The organism is Streptomyces sp. NPDC088116, assembly GCF_044741745.1.
GTDB lineage: Bacteria > Actinomycetota > Actinomycetes > Streptomycetales > Streptomycetaceae > Streptomyces.
The window spans coordinates 538,000-554,012 of the sequence record NZ_JBIUTF010000006.1; the positions used below are offsets into that span (position 1 = coordinate 538,000).

Genomic DNA, 16,013 nt, shown 5'->3' on the forward strand with positions numbered 1-16,013 from the left:
CGGGCGGCCCCTGGCCAGCTCGACCACACCGACCAGGAGGCCGAGTGCCGGCATCCGTATCCGAACCCGTACCGGTGCCCACGCTGCCCGGCGGCGTCGACCCGGCGTGGCTGCCGCCCGAGGCCTTCCGCCACCTCGGTTCCCTGCGCACGCTGATCCGCGGTACGGGGCCGCTGGTGGACACGGTGCACGGCGAAGTGGCGTACGCCTGTGCGCGGTTCGGCGGTCAGGTGGTCAGGGGCGCGCCGACACGGGGGGTGCCGTACGACGTGGTGCTGGAAGTCGGTGAGGGTGACGACCGGGACGCGCTCGGGGACGAGGGGTTCGCCCTGGAACGGGCCGGCGGTGTCACCCGGGTGACGGCCACCGGTCAAGCCGGGCTGCTGTACGGGCTGTTCCATCTGGTGCGGCTCGGCGAGGCGGTCTTCCGGGGCGAGCGGCCACGTGAAGTGCACCGCCCGGAGCTGGCGCTGCGGATGCTGGACCACTGGGACAACGTGGCCGTGCATCCGGTGATGGGCCAGGTGGAGCGGGGGTACGCCGGTGGCTCGCTCTTCTGGCGCGACGGCCTGGCGCGGGGCTCGCGGGACGAACTGGCGCGGGTGCGCTGGTACGGCAGGCTGCTGGCCGCGTGCGGTGTCAACGCGGTCGCCGTGAACAACGTGAACGTGCACAAGACCGAGGCCCACCTGCTGACCGACCGCGTCGGCGAGGTGGCCGCGATCGCGGACGCGCTGCGCCCGTACGGAATCCGCACGCATCTGTCCGTCTCCTTCGCCTCTCCCGTCTTGCTCGGCGGCCTGCCCACCGCCGACCCGTCGCACGAGGCGGTGTTCGACTGGTGGGCGGAGACGACCGGCCGGGTGTACGCGGCGATACCCGACTTCGGCGGGTACGTGGTGAAGGCCGACTCGGAGGGGCAGCCCGGCCCGTTCGCCTACGGCCGCAGCCACGCGGACGGCGCCAACGTGCTGGCCGGGGCGCTCGCCCCGTACGGCGGTACGGTGCACTGGCGGGCCTTCGTCTACAACCACCGGCAGGACTGGCGGGACCGGTCGACGGACCGGGCACGCGCGGCCCGCGACCACTTCGCCCCGCTGGACGGCGAGTTCGCGCCGAACGCGGTACTCCAGGTGAAACACGGGCCGCTGGACTTCCAGGCGCGCGAACCCGTCTCCCCGGTGATCGGAGCGATGCCGGACACCCGTCTCTCGGTGGAGATACAGGCCACCCAGGAGTACACGGGACAGCAGCGGCACGTGTGCTGGCTCGGCCCGATGTGGAGCGAGGTACTGCGGTTCCGTCCCGAGGGCGAAGAGGGCCCGAGCGTAGGGGAGTTGGTGCGCGGCGATGGCCTGGTGGCGGTGTCGAACGCGGGTGACGACCCGTTCTGGACCGGGCATCCGCTGGCGCAGGCCAACCTGTACGCGGTCGGCCGGCTGGCGTGGCGGCCCGACGCGGATCCGGGCGCCGTCCTGCGCGAGTGGATCGAACTGTCCTTCGTACCCGAGGAGTCCGCCGATCCCGAGCGGCTGCGCGGCGGGCTGCTCGCGGTCCTGGACGGCTCCTGGCGGACGTACGAGAAGTACACGGCGCCGCTGGGCGTCGGTTTCATGGTGCGGCCGGGGCACCACTACGGGCCGGCCGTGGACGGCTACGAGTACAGCCCGTGGGGCACGTACCACTTCGCCGACCGGGACGGGGTCGGCGTCGACCGCAGCCGGGCGACCGGCACCGGGTTCGCCGGGCAGTACGCGAAGCCGTGGGCGGAGGTGTACGAGTCGCCCGGGACCTGCCCGGACGAGTTGCTGCTCTTCTTCCACCACGTGCGGTACGGACATGTGCTGCACAGCGGCGAAACGGTGATCCAGCACATCTACGACACGCACTTCGACGGCGTGACGGAGGTCGAGGAGGCGCGTCGGGTGTGGGCCGGACTCGCGGACCTCATGGATCCGGCACGCCATGCGCGGGGGGCGGAACGCTACGAGGAGCAGGTGCGCGGCGCCCGCGAGTGGCGCGACCACATCAACACGTACTTCTTTCGGAAGTCCGGTGTGCCGGACGCACGCGGGCGCCGGATCCACTGAAGCGGATCCGCTGAACACGCGGCAGCCCCGGTGGCGTTGTGGCCCCGGGGCCGCCGCGTTCGGAGCTATTCCACACTTCGGAGCCGTTCCTCACTTCGGAGCTGCTCCACACTTCGGACCCGTTCCACACTTCGGAGCTGTTCCACACGCAGAACGCGGACCCCGCGCGGGTCCATCGTGAGCGTCTCGCCGCGCTCGGCCCGCTTGCCGGTGAGCAGGTCCACGGCCGTCGCGTGGACGCTCACGGACACCGGGTCGGGCGCGTGGTTGAGCAGGAAGAACAGGAGCGTGCCGTCGGGGGTGGTGCGGGCGGCGGTCTCGACCGAGGGGTGGTGGGCGTACGGGCCCACGAGGCCGTGGCGGGCGAGGACACGGCGTACCACCCAGTCGACGCCCGGCTGATCGAGCGCGGTCGCGACGTACCAGCCTTCGCCGCCGCTCTCGCCGACGGGGTGCCGGGTGACGGCCGGGGTGCCCGCGTAGAAGTCGGCCTGGTAGGTGCCGACCGGCTCGGCGCCCCGCGGAAGCACGATCTCGAAGACCAGACGTGCCGTGGTGTGCAGGGTTTCGTCGCCCGTGCCGAGTACGACCGGGTTGACGGTGTCGGCGGGGCGGGAGTCCCACTCGTCGACGCGGACGCCCATGATGCCTGCCAGCGGGCCGGGAACGTCGGTGAGGAAGGCGTTGTCGTTCTCGTCGACGCGGCCGGAGAGGAAGGTCGTCAGGACGGTGCCGCCGCGGGCGGCGACGGCCTCCAGGCGCGCGGCGAGGTCGCCTTTGACCATGTGCAGGGCGGGGGTGAGTACCACGTCGTAGGGGGTGAGATCGGCGGTCACCGCGACCACGTCCACGTCGGCGCCCGCCGCACGGGCGGCCCGGTAGTACGCGTGGACGACCTCCTGGTAGCGGACGAGGCGTGACGGCCCGTCGGAGAACTCCAGCGCCCACCAGCTGTCCCAGTCGAAGAGAAGGGCGGTACGGGCCGGGGTGCGCGCGCCGAGCGTGGCCCCTCCCAGCTCCGCCAACTCCCTTCCTGTCTCGGCGACTTCGCGGAAGACACGGGTGTCGTCGCGTCCGGCGTGACCGATCACCGCCCCGTGGTACTTCTCGCAGGCGCCGCGCGAGGCACGCATCTGGAAGTACAGGGCGGCGTCCGCGCCGTGGGCGATGGCCTGCCAGGTGGCCAGCCGCAGCTCACCGGGGCGCCTGAGCGGGTTCACGTCGCGGCAGGCGGTGGTGGAGGGGGTGTACTCCATGAGCCAGAAGGGGGCGCCGGCCTTGAGTCCGCGCATCAGGTCGTGTCCGAGAGCGGCCCGGGTGGGCGGGGCGTCGAGCGGCGGATAGCTGTCCCAGGAGGCGAAGTCGAGGTGGGGCGCCCAGCGGTGGTAGTCCAACGGCCGGTAGGCGCCCATGAAGTTGGTGGTGACCGGTGTGTGCGGGTCGTGACCGCGGACCGCTTCCTTCTCGGCACGGAAACAGCCGAGCAGGGCGTCCGTGGTGAAGCGGTGGTAGTCGAGGGTGATGCCCTGGAAGGCGGTGTGGTCGGGTCCGCGCCAGTGCTCGGTGAGGGCGCTGGGCGGCTCGATCTCGTCCCAGTCGGTGTAGCGGTGCGACCAGAAGGCCGCACACCAGGCGTCGTTGAGTGCGTCGAGGGTGCCGTGCCGCTCGCGCAGCCAGACACGGAAGGCGGCGGCGCACAGGCCGCAGTAACAGGCCCCGCCGTACTCGTTGTTGATGTGCCAGGCGAGCAGGGCCGGGTGGGCGGCGTAGCGCTCGGCGAGGCGGCCCGCGAGTGCGGCGGCGAGCCGGCGGTACGCGGGCGAGCTGGGGCAGAAGTTGTGGCGTTGTCCGTAAGCGTGGCGGCGGCCCTCGAAGTCGGTGCGGTTGACCTCGGGATGGGCGCGTGCCAGCCAGGGCGGGAGCGCGGCGGTGCCGGTGGCGAGACACACACGCCTGCCTTCGGCGGCGGCGCGGTCGAGGGTGCGGTCGAGGACGGTGAAGTCGTAGGTGTCCTCGGCGATTTGGGTGAGTGCCCAGGTGAAGACACCGACGGTGAGGGTGTCGATCCGTGCCTCGCCGAACAGGCGGTGGTCCTCGTCGCGGACGGCCTCGGGCCACTGCTCCGGGGTGTAGTCACCGCCGTAGGGGATCTTGCCGGTCTTGGGGGTGGTCATACGGTGAAGTCCTCCTGGGCCTCGGTGGTCACCGGGCGGATCGTGTTCAGCAGGCAGAGCAGCCCTGGCGCGGCGAGCAGGGCTGGCAGGGCCTCGGTGAAGAGCACGGTGAGGCCGCCGGCGAGGGCGAGTAAGGAGGCGGTGCCGAGGGTGGCCCCGCCGTGCCGGAGCAGGAAGTACGCGGCCAGGCGCGCGGTGTCGGCGGTGCGGAAGGTGAAGAGCGAGGCGAGCACGAGTGCGTACGTTCCCCACAGCACCGACACCAGGCCGGTGAGCACCAGCAGCCAGGCCCACCAGCGGGGCAGGCCCGCGGCGGGAAAATGGGCGAGCGAGAAGCCGATGACGGAGAGCCAGCCGAGCAGGGGCGCCCACAGCTTGAGCACGGGCAGGGCGTTCAGCCGCCAGCCGCGCGCGTAGGCGCGGGCGGGCCGGAGTTCCGTGAGGTCCCGGCCGCGGTGGTGGAGCGCGTACAGCGCGGCGGACAGCGCGGGACCGAGCGGCAGCAGGCAGGCGGCGGCGAGCGGCAGGTCGGACGCCGAGCGGGACAGGAAGAGCAGGGCGACAAGGGCTGGTGAGGCGGCCGCGAGCATCATCAGCTGGGTGGTGAGCAGGGTGTGGACCAGGGCGGCGGCGCGGGAGAGCGCTCCCGTGCCGAAGGTGTGGCGGCGGGCCGCCTCTGGCGCGCTCGTCGCGGCCGGGCGGTCCGGGGCTCGTGCGAGGTCGATGGCCGGGCGGTCCGGGGCTCGTGCGAGGTCGATGGCCGGGCGGTCCGGTACGCGGTGGCGCGGAGCCGTGCCCGTCATCGGCGGCCGTTCTCGTTCCGGAAGCGCTCGTACGCCTGGTTGGTCACGTCGATGAAGTGACCCATGTTCTTGGCCTTCAGTTCGGTGACGTAGTCGTCCCATTCGGACAACGGGCGCCTGCCGAGGGCGAATTGGAGGGTGTTCTGCTTGACGTGGTCCTTCAGCGGGGTCTCCCAGAGCGTGGCCTGCTCCTGCTCCATGGCCCGAAGCGGGTGGGCGGGCTCGACGGGGAGCCGCCTACGCCGGGCCATCGAGTCCTGGAACGCCTGCTCGTCCGCCGTGAAGGAGGACGCGACCAGGGACCAGTTGCCGCCGTAGGCGAAGACTCCGTTGGAGAATCCGTAGTCCTTCTGGAGGTCCTTCTTCGCCTCCGGGTTCAGGCCCAGGATCTTGATGCCCTCGAGGGGCTCGTACCTGCCGGGGCCTGAGGTCGTGTAAGTGACGTTCCTGACTCCCCACTTGGCGAATTCCTGCCCGGCGTCCGAGTACCACAGCCAGTCCACGAACTGCATCATCGCGACGAAGTTCTCGCTCTTCAGGGCCTTGCTGGAGATCATCATGCCGTTCTCCAGGCGGCTGCCGTCCACCACGGGGCCGGCCGGACCGATCGGCACAGGGATCATCGCCATGGACGCGCCCTTGATCTGCTTCGCCAGGTTGTTGCGGTACTCGTCCGCCAGGACCTGCGGATTGCCGCTGATCACAAAGGACTTGCCGCCGAAGAGCTTCTGCTTGGCCTGGTCGTCGGACTGGGTGAAGCTCTCCGGGTCCACCAGGCCGCCGGACACCAGCTTCCTCAGGTACGCGAGCATCCGGCGGTATTCGTCCATGGCGCCGGTGAAGACGAACTTCCGCACCTTGGCGTCCCAGGTGGCGTTCTGGTAGCCCCAGCCGCCCTTGGTGCCGTAGGCCGGGGCGAGGAAGTTGAGCAGCGCGCCGCCCGGCTCGGGCTGGTTCCACCGGTCCGAGAGGGGATACACGTCGGGGTGGGCCTCCTTGAGGCCCTTCAGCACCTCGTGGACCTCGTCCCAGGTGGTCGGCAGACCGAGTCCGGCCTTCTCCAGTACGTCGGTGCGCAGGGCGAGGGAGTAGCCGGGTCTCACCTTCTCGTGCAGGCCCGGCAGGAGGTAGTACTTGCCGTCGGCCTGCCGGATGGAGTCCAGATCGCCCTCCAGCCCCCACTTCCTGACCTTGTCCTGGAAGTGCGGCATCAGGTGCGTGTACTCGCTGACCGGGAGGATGGCCCCCGAGGAGACGAACGCGGTCTCCGCACCGTGATACGTCTTGGGGATGAGGAAGGGCGCGTCACCCGCCCCGATGAGCAGGCCCCTCTTCTTCTCGTAGTCGCTGTACGGGACGGCGGTCGCCTTGAGTGTGACGCCCGTGCGCTTGGTCAGCTCCTTCCAGAAGAGCCAGCTCTCCTTGAGCGGATAGGTCGGCATGTTGTTGTGGAGGATGGTGAAAGAGAGCGGCTCGGTGGCCTTGAACTGGTCGCCCACCGCGTACTTCTTCATTGCTCCGGCCTGTTTCCCGGAGAGGTCCTTCGCGTCCGCGTCGTCCGCGCCGCTGCCGCAGCCGACGAGAACGGTGAGGCCGGCGAATCCGGCGGCGGCGAGCAGGCCGCGCCGCGAGAGCTGTCCGGAGTTCTTCACGATTACTCCTCTGTTCCGAAGTCTGTTCCGAAATCGGGTGTTTCACGTCAGCCCTTGACCGCGCCGAGCGTGACGCCGGAGACGAAGTAACGCTGGACGAACGGGTAGACCGCGAGGATGGGAAGTGCGGTGAGCAGGATCGTGACGGCCTGGATGTTCGCCCCCACCTGGGTGAGCTGTTCCGTCTGGGCGCCAACGTTTCCGCCGCCGGTCGCGCCGGCGATCATGTTGCGGAGATAGACCGTGACCGGCATCAGTTCGGCCCTGTCCATGTAGAGGAAGGCCCCGAACCAGGAATTCCAGAAAGACACCGAGTAGAAGAGCACCATCGTCGCGATCACCGCTTTGGACAGGGGCAGCACGATGCGGAACAGAATGCCGTAGGTGCTCAGACCGTCGATCTGCGCGGCCTCCTCCAGTTCGGACGGCAGGCTTTCGAAGAAGGCCTTCATCACGAGCAGGTTGAAGACGCTGATCGCGTTCGGGATCACCAGCGCCCACAGTGTGTTCTTCATGTCGAGGCCGCTGATGAGGACGTAGTTCGGGATCAGACCGCCGGAGAAGAACATGGTGAAGACGGCGATGCCGGTCAGCGCGTTGCGGCCCTTCAGGCGCTGTTTCGACAGGACGTACGCGTAGCAGGTGGTGAGCACCATGGCGATGACGGTGCCCACCACCGTGTAGAGCACGGTGTTGCCGTAGTTCCGCCAGAACATTCCGTCCGCGACGACGAGGCGGTACGTGGTCAGGTTGAAGCCCTCGGGCAGCAGGTTGACCTGGCCCGCCCGGATACGGTCCTCCGCGCTGAAGGAGCGGGCGATGATGTTCACGAAGGGGTAGAGGGTCACGGCCACGACCCCGGTCAGGACCAGAGCGTTCACGCACTGGAAGACGCGGTAGCCCCGGGAGGGCGCGTGCACCGAGATTCGCGGGCGCGGAGCGCGGCGCCGAGGGCCGCCCGGCGCGGTCACCACAGGCTCGTCCCCACCGTGCGGCGTGAGAGGTGGTTCGCTGAGAAGATCAGCACCAGGCCGATGACCGCCTCGAACAGGCCGATCGCGGCGGCGTAGCTGAAGCTGTTGGACTCCACACCGGCGCGGTACAGATACGTGGAGATGACATCGGCGGTCGGGTAGGTCAGCGGGTTGTAGATCAGCATGATCTTCTCGAATCCCACCGCCATGAACGTGCCGATGTTGAGGATCAGCAGCGTGATCATGGTGGGGCGGATGCCGGGCAGGGTGATGTGCCAGATCTGCTGCCAGCGGTTGGCGCCGTCGATACGTGCCGCCTCGTACAGCTCGTCGTCGACGGTGGTGAGCGCGGCGAGGTAGAGGATGGTGCCCCAGCCCGCGGTCTGCCAGATCTCCGAGCCGACGTAGACGGTACGGAACCACTCCGGCTCCTGGAGGAACGGGACCGGCGCCTGACCGAACGTCCGCAGCGCGTGGTTGACGGGTCCGTCCGTGGCGAGGATCTGCATGGTGATGCCCGCGATGATCACGACGGAGAGGAAGTGCGGGAGGTACGACACCGACTGCACGAACCGCTTCAGCGCGCGCGTGCGCACCTCGTTGAGCAGCAGCGCCAGCACGACCGGGATCGGGAAGCAGAACACGAGCGTGAGCGCGCCCAGCCACAGTGTGTTGGTGAAGACCTGCCAGAAGGTGGGGTCGCCGAGGAACATGTGCACATAGCGCAGGCCCACCCAGTCCTCGCCCAGGATCGAACCGCCCGGTTCGAAGCGGCGGAAGGCGATCACGTTCCCGATCATCGGCAGGTAGCGGAAGACCAGGAAGAACAGCAGCGGCAGCACCACCAGCGAGTACAACTGCCAGTCGCGGCCCAGCGCCTGGCGCCAACTGCGGCGCGCGGAAGGCGGCTTGCGGGGCGGTGGCTGCGCACTGGCCGCCTTCGGATCCGAGGGGCTGTGCGTCGGTCTGCGGGTTCCGTCCGGCGGGTCCAGTGCGGTGGAGGTGCTCATGCTCGGGCCTCCGTGGTGTGGGCGGGGTGGGTGGCCGGGCCCTGGGGCCCGGCCACGGAGGGTGGTGGCGCGTGGGTACGGAGGGTGTGGTGCATGGGTACGTCCGGATGTGCCCGTTGCCCAGCGGATGGGGCGTCAACTCCCCCTGGGGGCTGTTACCTTCCTCCGGAGAAGTTCGACCGGACAGCGGAACGGCCGGACGGCTGTACGCCGTCCCCGACCGCCTGCGAGGTGCCGTGCCCGCCTTCGATCTCCCCCTGGACGAGTTGCAGCGATACCGGCCCGTGCTCGACGAGCCCGCCGACTTCGACGCCTTCTGGCAGGACACCCTGAAGGAGGCGGGACAGGCCCGCCCCGTGGTGTCGCAGCGCCGTGTGGACACCGGCCTGCGGCTGGTCGACACCTGGGACGTGGTGTTCCGCGGATTCGCCGGTGAGCCGGTCTTCGCCTGGTACACACGCCCCGCCGGGGTGTCGCACTCCCTGCCCGCCGTCGTCGAGTACGCGGGGTACGGGCGCGGGCGCGGGCTCCCGCATGAACGGATCACCTGGGCCGCCGCCGGGTTCGCGCACCTTCTCATGGACAACAGAGGGCAGGGCGACCAGTACGGATGCGGTGGCGACACTCCGGACCCGCACGCTTCCGCGCCCGGTGGCCCCGGTCCGGCCGCGCGCGGCCTGCTCGCGCCGCACGACTACCACTACCGGCGGCTGATCACGGACGCGGTGCGCGCGGTCGCCGCCGTACGCGCGCTGCCGGGCGTGGACGCCACGCGGGTGGCCGCGGTCGGCAACAGCCAGGGCGGCGGCCTCGCGCTCGCGGTCGCCGGCCTCGTCCCCGACCTCGCGGCGGTGCTGGTGAGCGCTCCGCTGCTGTGCGGCATCGCTCGCGCGCTGGATCTCGCGGGCGCCGGACCCTACGAGGAGATCGCCGCGTACCTCGCGGTGCACCGCGGCGCGGCGCGGGCCGTGCTGCGCACCCTCTCGTACATGGAGGGCGCCTCCTTCGCGCGCCGCGCCCACGCCCCGGCGCACTTCGGTGTCGGGCTGCGCGACACGGTGTGTCCGCCCAGCGGCGTCTACTCCGCCTTCAACCGCTACGGCGAACTGACCGGTCGCGCACCGCGCCGCGATATGCGCCCCTATCCCTTCAACGGGCACGAAGGGGGTGACGCGGTGCATGTGCGCGAACAACTCTTCTGGCTGCGCGAGGTGGTGGGCGACTGAGCGAGACACGTATCACTTCTCCGTTCGGCGGGCCATCCCGCGATTCCCGGCAAGTGGATCTCCGCAACCGACCGCAAGAGTTGCGGCGGATTCATGACGCGGACGCTAAGTCCGGGTAAAAACGGGTGTCAAGGAAGCGGTGGTGAACTCGCGGATCACGTGTTGTTTGCATGAGGTGTTGGCGGAATATTCCGCGCACCGTTGCGGGACTTTGCAGACACGCCCCAGGAGAGGGAGTCGGCATGACCGGTCGGGCAACGATGGCGGCGGTGGCCAAGGCGGCGGGGGTCTCGATCTCCACGGTGTCGCGGGTCCTTGCCGACAAACCGGATATCTCCGAGGAGACCCGGGGCCGCGTCACACGGGCGGCGAAGGAAACCGGATATGTACTGCGCAAAGGGCGACAGCGGCCGCAGGACGGTGTCCTCGACGTCCTCATCGACGGAATCACCACACCGTGGGCGGGGGAACTCATATCCGGAGTGCAGACAACCGCGTTCGGCCTCGGGTACACACTCGCGCTCACGACCACCAGCCATCCGCGTTTCAGCATCCGCGAATGGATCGCCGTCCGCAGGGCGCGCCCGACGGACGGCGTGATCCTCGTACTCTCCCGTGCCCGCCACGACGAGATCGCCGCGCTGGCCGATCTGTCGGCCCCGCTCATCCTGCTCGATCCGGTGGGTACCGGCGAACCCACCATTCCGACCGTCGGAGCCACCAACTGGTCGGGAGGCGCCGCCGCCACCCGGCATCTCCTCGAACTCGGGCACCGGCGCATCGGATTCATCGGCGGGCCCGCCGAGATCCAGTGCACCCGCGAGCGGCACGAGGGCTACCTGGCCGCGCACCGTGAGTTCTCGCTCGCCCCCGACCCCGCCCTCACCCGCTACGGAAACTTCCTCCTCACGGGCGGAGTCGCGCACGGCGCCTCACTGCTGGACCTCCCGGACCGGCCCACCGCCGTCTTCGCGGGTTCCGACGGACAGGCCGCCGGTGTCTACCAGATGGCCCGCGCGCGCGGCCTGCGCATCCCCGAGGATCTCTCCGTCGTCGGGTTCGACGACACCACGATCTGCACGATGCTCGCCCCGCCGCTGACCACGGTCCGCCAGCCCCTGGCGGAAATGGCGGCGGAGGGAGTACGGCTCATCGCGCAGGAACGGGCGCTGCCCGGTTCGTCGCTGGGGCGGCGGATCGAACTCGCGACCTCGCTCGTGATCCGGGACAGCACCGCACCGCCCACCGCGGCCGAGGCGAGACCCCCGGTCCACACGTGACCCCTTGAAGGAGAGCGCGATGAACGGACGGACGACCGTACGGATGATCACGGTGGCGCAGCTCGCCAACGTCTCGCAGAGCTCCGTCTCCAAGGTGCTCAACGGAAGGCCGGGACTCTCCGCCGAACTACGGCAACGGGTCATGGAGGCCGTCGCGGCGACCGGCTACCAATGGCATCGCCGCGTGCCGCGCCACGGGCCGGTCGATGTGGTGTTCGGCAGTGTGGGCAGTGCCCTCAACGCACCGCTCCTGCGCGGGTTCTCCGCCGTGCTCCGCGCGGCCGGCAGACCGCTCACCGTCAGCCATGCCGACGGTGATCCCGACTGGCTGGAACGGTTGCTCTCCCATCGTCCGGCCGGCGCCGTATGCGTCCTGTCTCCTGTGCCACCCGATGTCCGTCGGCGACTGGCCGAGGCGCGCCTGCCCACCGTCATCCTCGACACGATCGGCGACGCTCCCGCCGAGATGAACGCGGTCGGGGCCACCCAGTGGCGCGGCGGGACACTGGCGGCCCAGCACCTCACGGCTCTCGGCCACAGGAGGATCGCACTCATCACCGGGCCACTGGACCTGGTCTGCTGTCGCGCGCGTTTCGGCGGATACCTCTCGGCGCTGCGCGAGGCGGACATCCGCCCGGACCGCGCGTTGATCCGCTCCGTGCGCTTCCAGGCCGAGCCGGCCCGGCGCGCCGCCCACGCCCTGCTGGACAACTGCCGGACCCCGACCGCTTTCGTGACCGGCAACGATCTCCAGGCCCTGGGCGTGATCGAGGCATGTACCGAGCGCGGACTGCGGGTTCCGGAGGACGTCTCGGTCATCGGATTCGACGACGTCGACGCCGCGAGGTCCTCGGCCCCCGCTCTGACCACCGTTCGCCAGCCCTTCGAGGAGATGGCCGCCGAAAGCATCCGGGTCCTGGGCGCCGTCAGTGACGACCCGTCACTGGCTCCCGTGCGACTCGACATGTCGGTGGACCTCGTCATCCGGAAGTCGACCGGTCCGGCTACCGGGCGCGACGGCTGAACTTCCCTGTGTGCGGGGCCTCTTGACGCCACATTTCCCGGCTGGATACTTACGGACGCCGGGCTTCCGGAGCCATGGTCATCCCCGCACGCGACGGCCCACCCCCCAGAGGAGGATCCCCTCACATGAGTCCACGACGGACCCCGAAGCCCGCTGAGCGAACGGCCATACCCCGGCGCGACCGGCGCAACAGGTCGGTCATCACCACGCTGGCGGCCGCCACACTGGCGGGCGCCGTACTGGCCGGTCCCGGTATCGCGCAGGCCTCTGAGCGGGCGTTACCGCAGGCCGCCTCGGAAGCCCGGGAACAGGTGGCAGCGGCCACCATCACCTGGACCCTGGAACGGGCGAGCAACCCCACCCAGGACCAGTTGGCGGCCTACGGCCTCATCACCACGGCGATGAACGCCGCGGTGGCCCGCTACAACAACATCAGCGACCTGGGCAAGAGCATCACCGTCCGCTACGACCCGGGCGTGCCCACCGCCGACGGCAACATCAACGGAACCATCCGTTTCGGTAACCGCGGCTACATGACCCAGAGGACCGCTCTGCACGAGATCGCCCACACCATCGGCGTGGGCACCAGCGGCGGCTGGTCCACCCTCACCACCGGAGGAACCTGGCGCGGCGCGCAGGCCACTGGCCTCGTCAAGCAGTTCGACGGTTCGGGCGCCACGCTGTCCGCCGGTGGAGGGCACTTCTGGCCCTACGGCCTGAACTACGAGAACGAGTTCTCGAACACGGCGGCCGATCGTCACGTCCAGATCGTCGCCGCCATGGTTCGTGACGGTCTGTAACGTCGGGCATCTCGCAGGCTGACGCCCGGGGGCGGCAACCGCTCCCGGGCACGCCGTCACACTCCGCTCAGCGTCTCGGGTCCGCGACCGCAGCGGCGTCCGGCCATTGGCCGGGCCCCTCGAAGCACAGGCGTACCTAGCCGCCAACGATGAAGGACGTGCCTCAGCGACTCGTTCCAGGTGCCTGTCCGGGCTCGTCGCCGTGCGCACCGAACTTCGGTATCCCGGTCGCCCCCGGCGTCACCCTGACCGCGCCGTCAGGGGAGCAGCCGGACTCTGGCGCAGGCCATCGGTCAGATGCCGAACTCCGCGGGCGACACGCCCAGGGCGTTGCAGGCGTCGCGGACGGCCTGCTGCTCCGAGTACTCGAAGTGCCCGTCGGCACCGGCGATGATGATGCCTGTCTGGATGACCGCGCGGGCCTCCGCCGGCTTCTTGGCGGCCTTGGCGATCTCCTGCAGCACCTCCGCCTTGCCCACCTGGAAGTTGGTCACGAGCCGGTCCACGTGTTTGTTGAACCGCTGGCGCAACTGGTCGGCCGGGAAGTTCTGCAGGACCTCGTTGGAGACGATCAGCTCCTCCACGCGCTGCCGCTCCATCGGCTCCACATGTCCGTCGGCCGCGGCCACCAGCGCGCACATGGCCATGCTGGCATCCCGGTAGGCGCCGCTCTTGAGCTCGGTCTTGACCGAAGCGAGCTGAGACTTCAGCACGCCGATCAGCTGTGCCTTGGAGCCGCCGCTGGACGAACCCGAGCCATGGCCCGGCCCACTGCCGCCGTGCTGTCCCTGCCCGTAGGGTCCGCTCCCCTGGCCCCCCTGTCCGAAGGGGCCGCTTCCCTGCCCGTGACCGCCCGTTCCCCGGGAGCCCTGGGACTGCTGGAGGTTCTTGGCCTGGTCCTTGATCCGGTCCCACATCGGCATTGGTGCCACCTCGACTTCTGTTGCTGTCTGTTCTGTCCGGCCTCGGCCGTCGGTCGCTACTTCGCGATCCGCCAGGTAAAACGCCCCCAGGAGTAGATGGGTTCCCGCATCGCAAAGACAACGCAAAGAAAGACCGAATTGCCCCGTGGCGTGCCGCGACGTACCGCCTCGGCCGCGGGACCGGACGCCGCGCGGTGGCGGGCGGCCGTCCAGTCGATCGTGTGTCAGGTTTCCGTATCCGTACGACAGCGCTGACGGCGTGCATCGCGCTGGCCGCGTCGCTCCCGGCAACGGCGGCCACGAACCGTCGCCGTCAGTCGGCGAATTCGTGGTCGCGGGTCTCCGGCAGGGCCAGCAGGCACAGGAGGCTCAGCAGGCAGAGGCCGCCGGTGTAGAAGCCGAGGACCAGCGGGGATTCCCAGTGGCTGTTGAGCCAGGTGGCCACGAGCGGAGCGAAGCCGCCTCCGAGGGTGTTGGCGAGGATGAAGGCCGCGGAGGCCCCGGTGTAGCGCAGCCGGGCCGGGAACAGCTCCGGGAGGAAGGCAGCCACCGGGGAGAACATCAGCGCGAGGAGCATCAGGCCGACCGTGTAGGCGCCGGTGATCACCAGCCCGTCGCGCGAACTCAGCGAGGCGTACATGGGCACCGCCCACACCACGCAGCCGACGGCTCCGGCCAGCATCAGCGGGCGGCGGCCGATCCGGTCGGACAGCCTGGCGACGGGGAGGGTGATGGCGATTCCGGCCGCCGCGCCGATGCTCGCGGCGGTCAGCATCGTGTTGCGGGGGATGCCGAGTTCCTGCGGCCCGTACGAGAGGCTGTAGACGATCGTCAGGTAGTAGACGGCCGAGCCGCCGATCGCCACGCCGGTGCCGAGCAGCAGCCGGCCGGGGTGCAGCTTGAGCAGCGTCCCCAGCGGGAAGCGGGACGCCGATCGCGGCGCCTGTGCCGTGCGGAGGGCCGCTGTTGTGAACACGGGGGACTCGGAGACTGTCGTACGCACCCACAGACCGACCACGACGAGCACGGTGCTGAGCAGGAACGGGATGCGCCAGGCCCAGTCGGTGAAGCCGTCCATGCCCACGGTGTTCAGGATCGGCAGGATGACCGCGGTGGACAGCAGGAAACCGAGCGAGGGACCGGCCTGCGGGATGGACGCGTACAGCGCGCGGCGGCCGGGCGGCGCGTGTTCGGCGGCGAGCAGCACCGCCCCGCCCCACTCACCGCCCATGCTGACGCCTTGCAGCAGACGGAGTGTCACCAGCAGTACGGGGGCGAGGAGTCCGGCGGTCCCGTACGTGGGCAGCAGCCCGACGCCGACCGTGGCCACGCCCATCAGCAGCAGGGAGATGACCAGGGCCCGTCGTCGGCCCAGCCGGTCACCGATCGTCCCGAACAGGACGACGCCGAGGGGGCGGGAGAGGAAAGCGGCGGCGAACGTGAGGAACGCGGCCAGGGACGAGAGGGTGGCGTTGCCGGAGGGGAAGAAGGCGGGGCCGAGGACGAGCGCGGAGGCGGTGCCGTACACGGTGAAGTCGTAGTACTCGATCGTGGTGCCGACCAGACTGGCGACGGCGACCCGCGGGGCCTGGCTCTTGCCGTCTCCCACCACGGGTGACGCTGACGCGCCCGGTCTCGCGCCGACGGTCTCGGGAACGGTCTTGAACGGTAATTCGGGCATGGCGGGTCACTTCCGGTATGCCCGGAGCGTGGAAACAGTCCGGGTCCAGGGCGGGGAGGGGACGACGCCGTATGAAACACGAACCGAAGTGCGCCTGTCACCCTAAACCCGCAAATTCAATTCCGACAAGAAGTCCCCGCCCTGATAACCGGGCAAGCGAGCACCCGAGCAATAAAGCAGCCGATGCGGTCACGGGCACGCAGACCACCCCAACAGGGCTTAGAGCGCACGACACCCACCACCTCACCATTTGCCGCCCAACAGCGCACGAACAGTACGCCTGGAGGCCGTCAAGCCCGCCCTACCCGCCAAAAACCGCCGTCGATATTCATGCCGGACTCGGTATAAAAATTTCCCGACGATCACACCTTGCCAA

General features: G+C 69.7%; 12 protein-coding genes. 5 read left to right on the forward strand and 7 right to left on the reverse strand.

The annotated features are described in order from the left end of the window. Positions 1–44: 44 nt before the first annotated feature. Positions 45–2,090 (forward strand): alpha-glucuronidase, encoded by a 2,046-nt coding sequence (locus tag ACIOJD_RS25800; protein WP_401917860.1) that lies wholly within the window; start codon positions 45–47, stop codon positions 2,088–2,090. Positions 2,091–2,155: 65 nt separating this feature from the next. Here the strand turns inward: ACIOJD_RS25800 and ACIOJD_RS25805 are convergent, their stop codons facing one another. From ACIOJD_RS25805 to ACIOJD_RS25825, 5 genes are read right to left on the reverse strand one after another with little or no spacing between them, the layout of a single operon-like run. Beyond that, the gene (locus ACIOJD_RS25805; protein ID WP_401917861.1) at positions 2,156–4,264 is read right to left on the reverse strand and encodes a beta-galactosidase; all 2,109 of its coding nucleotides are present in this window, start codon (positions 4,262–4,264) and stop codon (positions 2,156–2,158) included. Then, a complete protein-coding gene (locus ACIOJD_RS25810) occupies positions 4,261–5,067 on the reverse strand; it encodes a hypothetical protein (RefSeq protein WP_401917863.1) in 807 nt (268 codons plus the stop codon). Before ACIOJD_RS25810 ends, ACIOJD_RS25805 begins: the two co-directional genes overlap by 4 nt. Further along, positions 5,064–6,719 (reverse strand): extracellular solute-binding protein, encoded by a 1,656-nt coding sequence (locus tag ACIOJD_RS25815; protein WP_401917865.1) that lies wholly within the window; start codon positions 6,717–6,719, stop codon positions 5,064–5,066. The genes ACIOJD_RS25810 and ACIOJD_RS25815 overlap by 4 nt, the downstream gene beginning before the upstream one ends. A 47-nt stretch (positions 6,720–6,766) precedes the next feature. Further along, complete coding sequence (locus ACIOJD_RS25820) at positions 6,767–7,639, reverse strand: carbohydrate ABC transporter permease (protein ID WP_401917867.1); 873 nt, start codon at positions 7,637–7,639, stop codon at positions 6,767–6,769. 47 nt (positions 7,640–7,686) lie between these two features. Beyond that, positions 7,687–8,703 (reverse strand): ABC transporter permease, encoded by a 1,017-nt coding sequence (locus ACIOJD_RS25825; protein ID WP_401917868.1) that lies wholly within the window; start codon positions 8,701–8,703, stop codon positions 7,687–7,689. A 236-nt stretch (positions 8,704–8,939) separates the two neighbouring features. Here ACIOJD_RS25825 and ACIOJD_RS25830 point away from each other — a divergent pair, with 236 nt between their 5' ends. The 4 genes from ACIOJD_RS25830 to ACIOJD_RS25845 all read left to right on the forward strand — a co-directional run bounded on the left by ACIOJD_RS25830 (position 8,940) and on the right by ACIOJD_RS25845 (position 13,033). Further along, positions 8,940–9,929 (forward strand): acetylxylan esterase, encoded by a 990-nt coding sequence (locus ACIOJD_RS25830; RefSeq protein WP_401917869.1) that lies wholly within the window; start codon positions 8,940–8,942, stop codon positions 9,927–9,929. A 242-nt stretch (positions 9,930–10,171) separates the two neighbouring features. Continuing rightward, positions 10,172–11,209 (forward strand): LacI family DNA-binding transcriptional regulator, encoded by a 1,038-nt coding sequence (locus ACIOJD_RS25835; protein WP_401917871.1) that lies wholly within the window; start codon positions 10,172–10,174, stop codon positions 11,207–11,209. 19 nt (positions 11,210–11,228) lie between these two features. Further along, positions 11,229–12,233, forward strand: a complete 1,005-nt coding sequence (locus ACIOJD_RS25840; RefSeq protein WP_401917873.1) for a LacI family DNA-binding transcriptional regulator — start codon at positions 11,229–11,231, stop codon at positions 12,231–12,233. A gap of 125 nt (positions 12,234–12,358) precedes the next feature. Then, entirely contained in the window at positions 12,359–13,033 is a 675-nt protein-coding gene (locus tag ACIOJD_RS25845) for a hypothetical protein (RefSeq protein ID WP_401917875.1), read from the forward strand. A 293-nt stretch (positions 13,034–13,326) separates the two neighbouring features. On the opposite strand, the gene ACIOJD_RS25850 is transcribed toward ACIOJD_RS25845, so the two are convergent. Together ACIOJD_RS25850 and ACIOJD_RS25855 are read right to left on the reverse strand one after the other, a co-directional pair. Next, positions 13,327–13,956 (reverse strand): tellurite resistance TerB family protein, encoded by a 630-nt coding sequence (locus ACIOJD_RS25850; protein WP_401917877.1) that lies wholly within the window; start codon positions 13,954–13,956, stop codon positions 13,327–13,329. A 313-nt stretch (positions 13,957–14,269) separates the two neighbouring features. Then, positions 14,270–15,637 carry an MFS transporter gene (locus ACIOJD_RS25855; protein WP_401917878.1) on the reverse strand — a complete coding sequence of 456 codons (1,368 nt, stop codon included), beginning with the start codon at positions 15,635–15,637 and terminating at the stop codon, positions 14,270–14,272. Positions 15,638–16,013 lie beyond the last annotated feature (376 nt).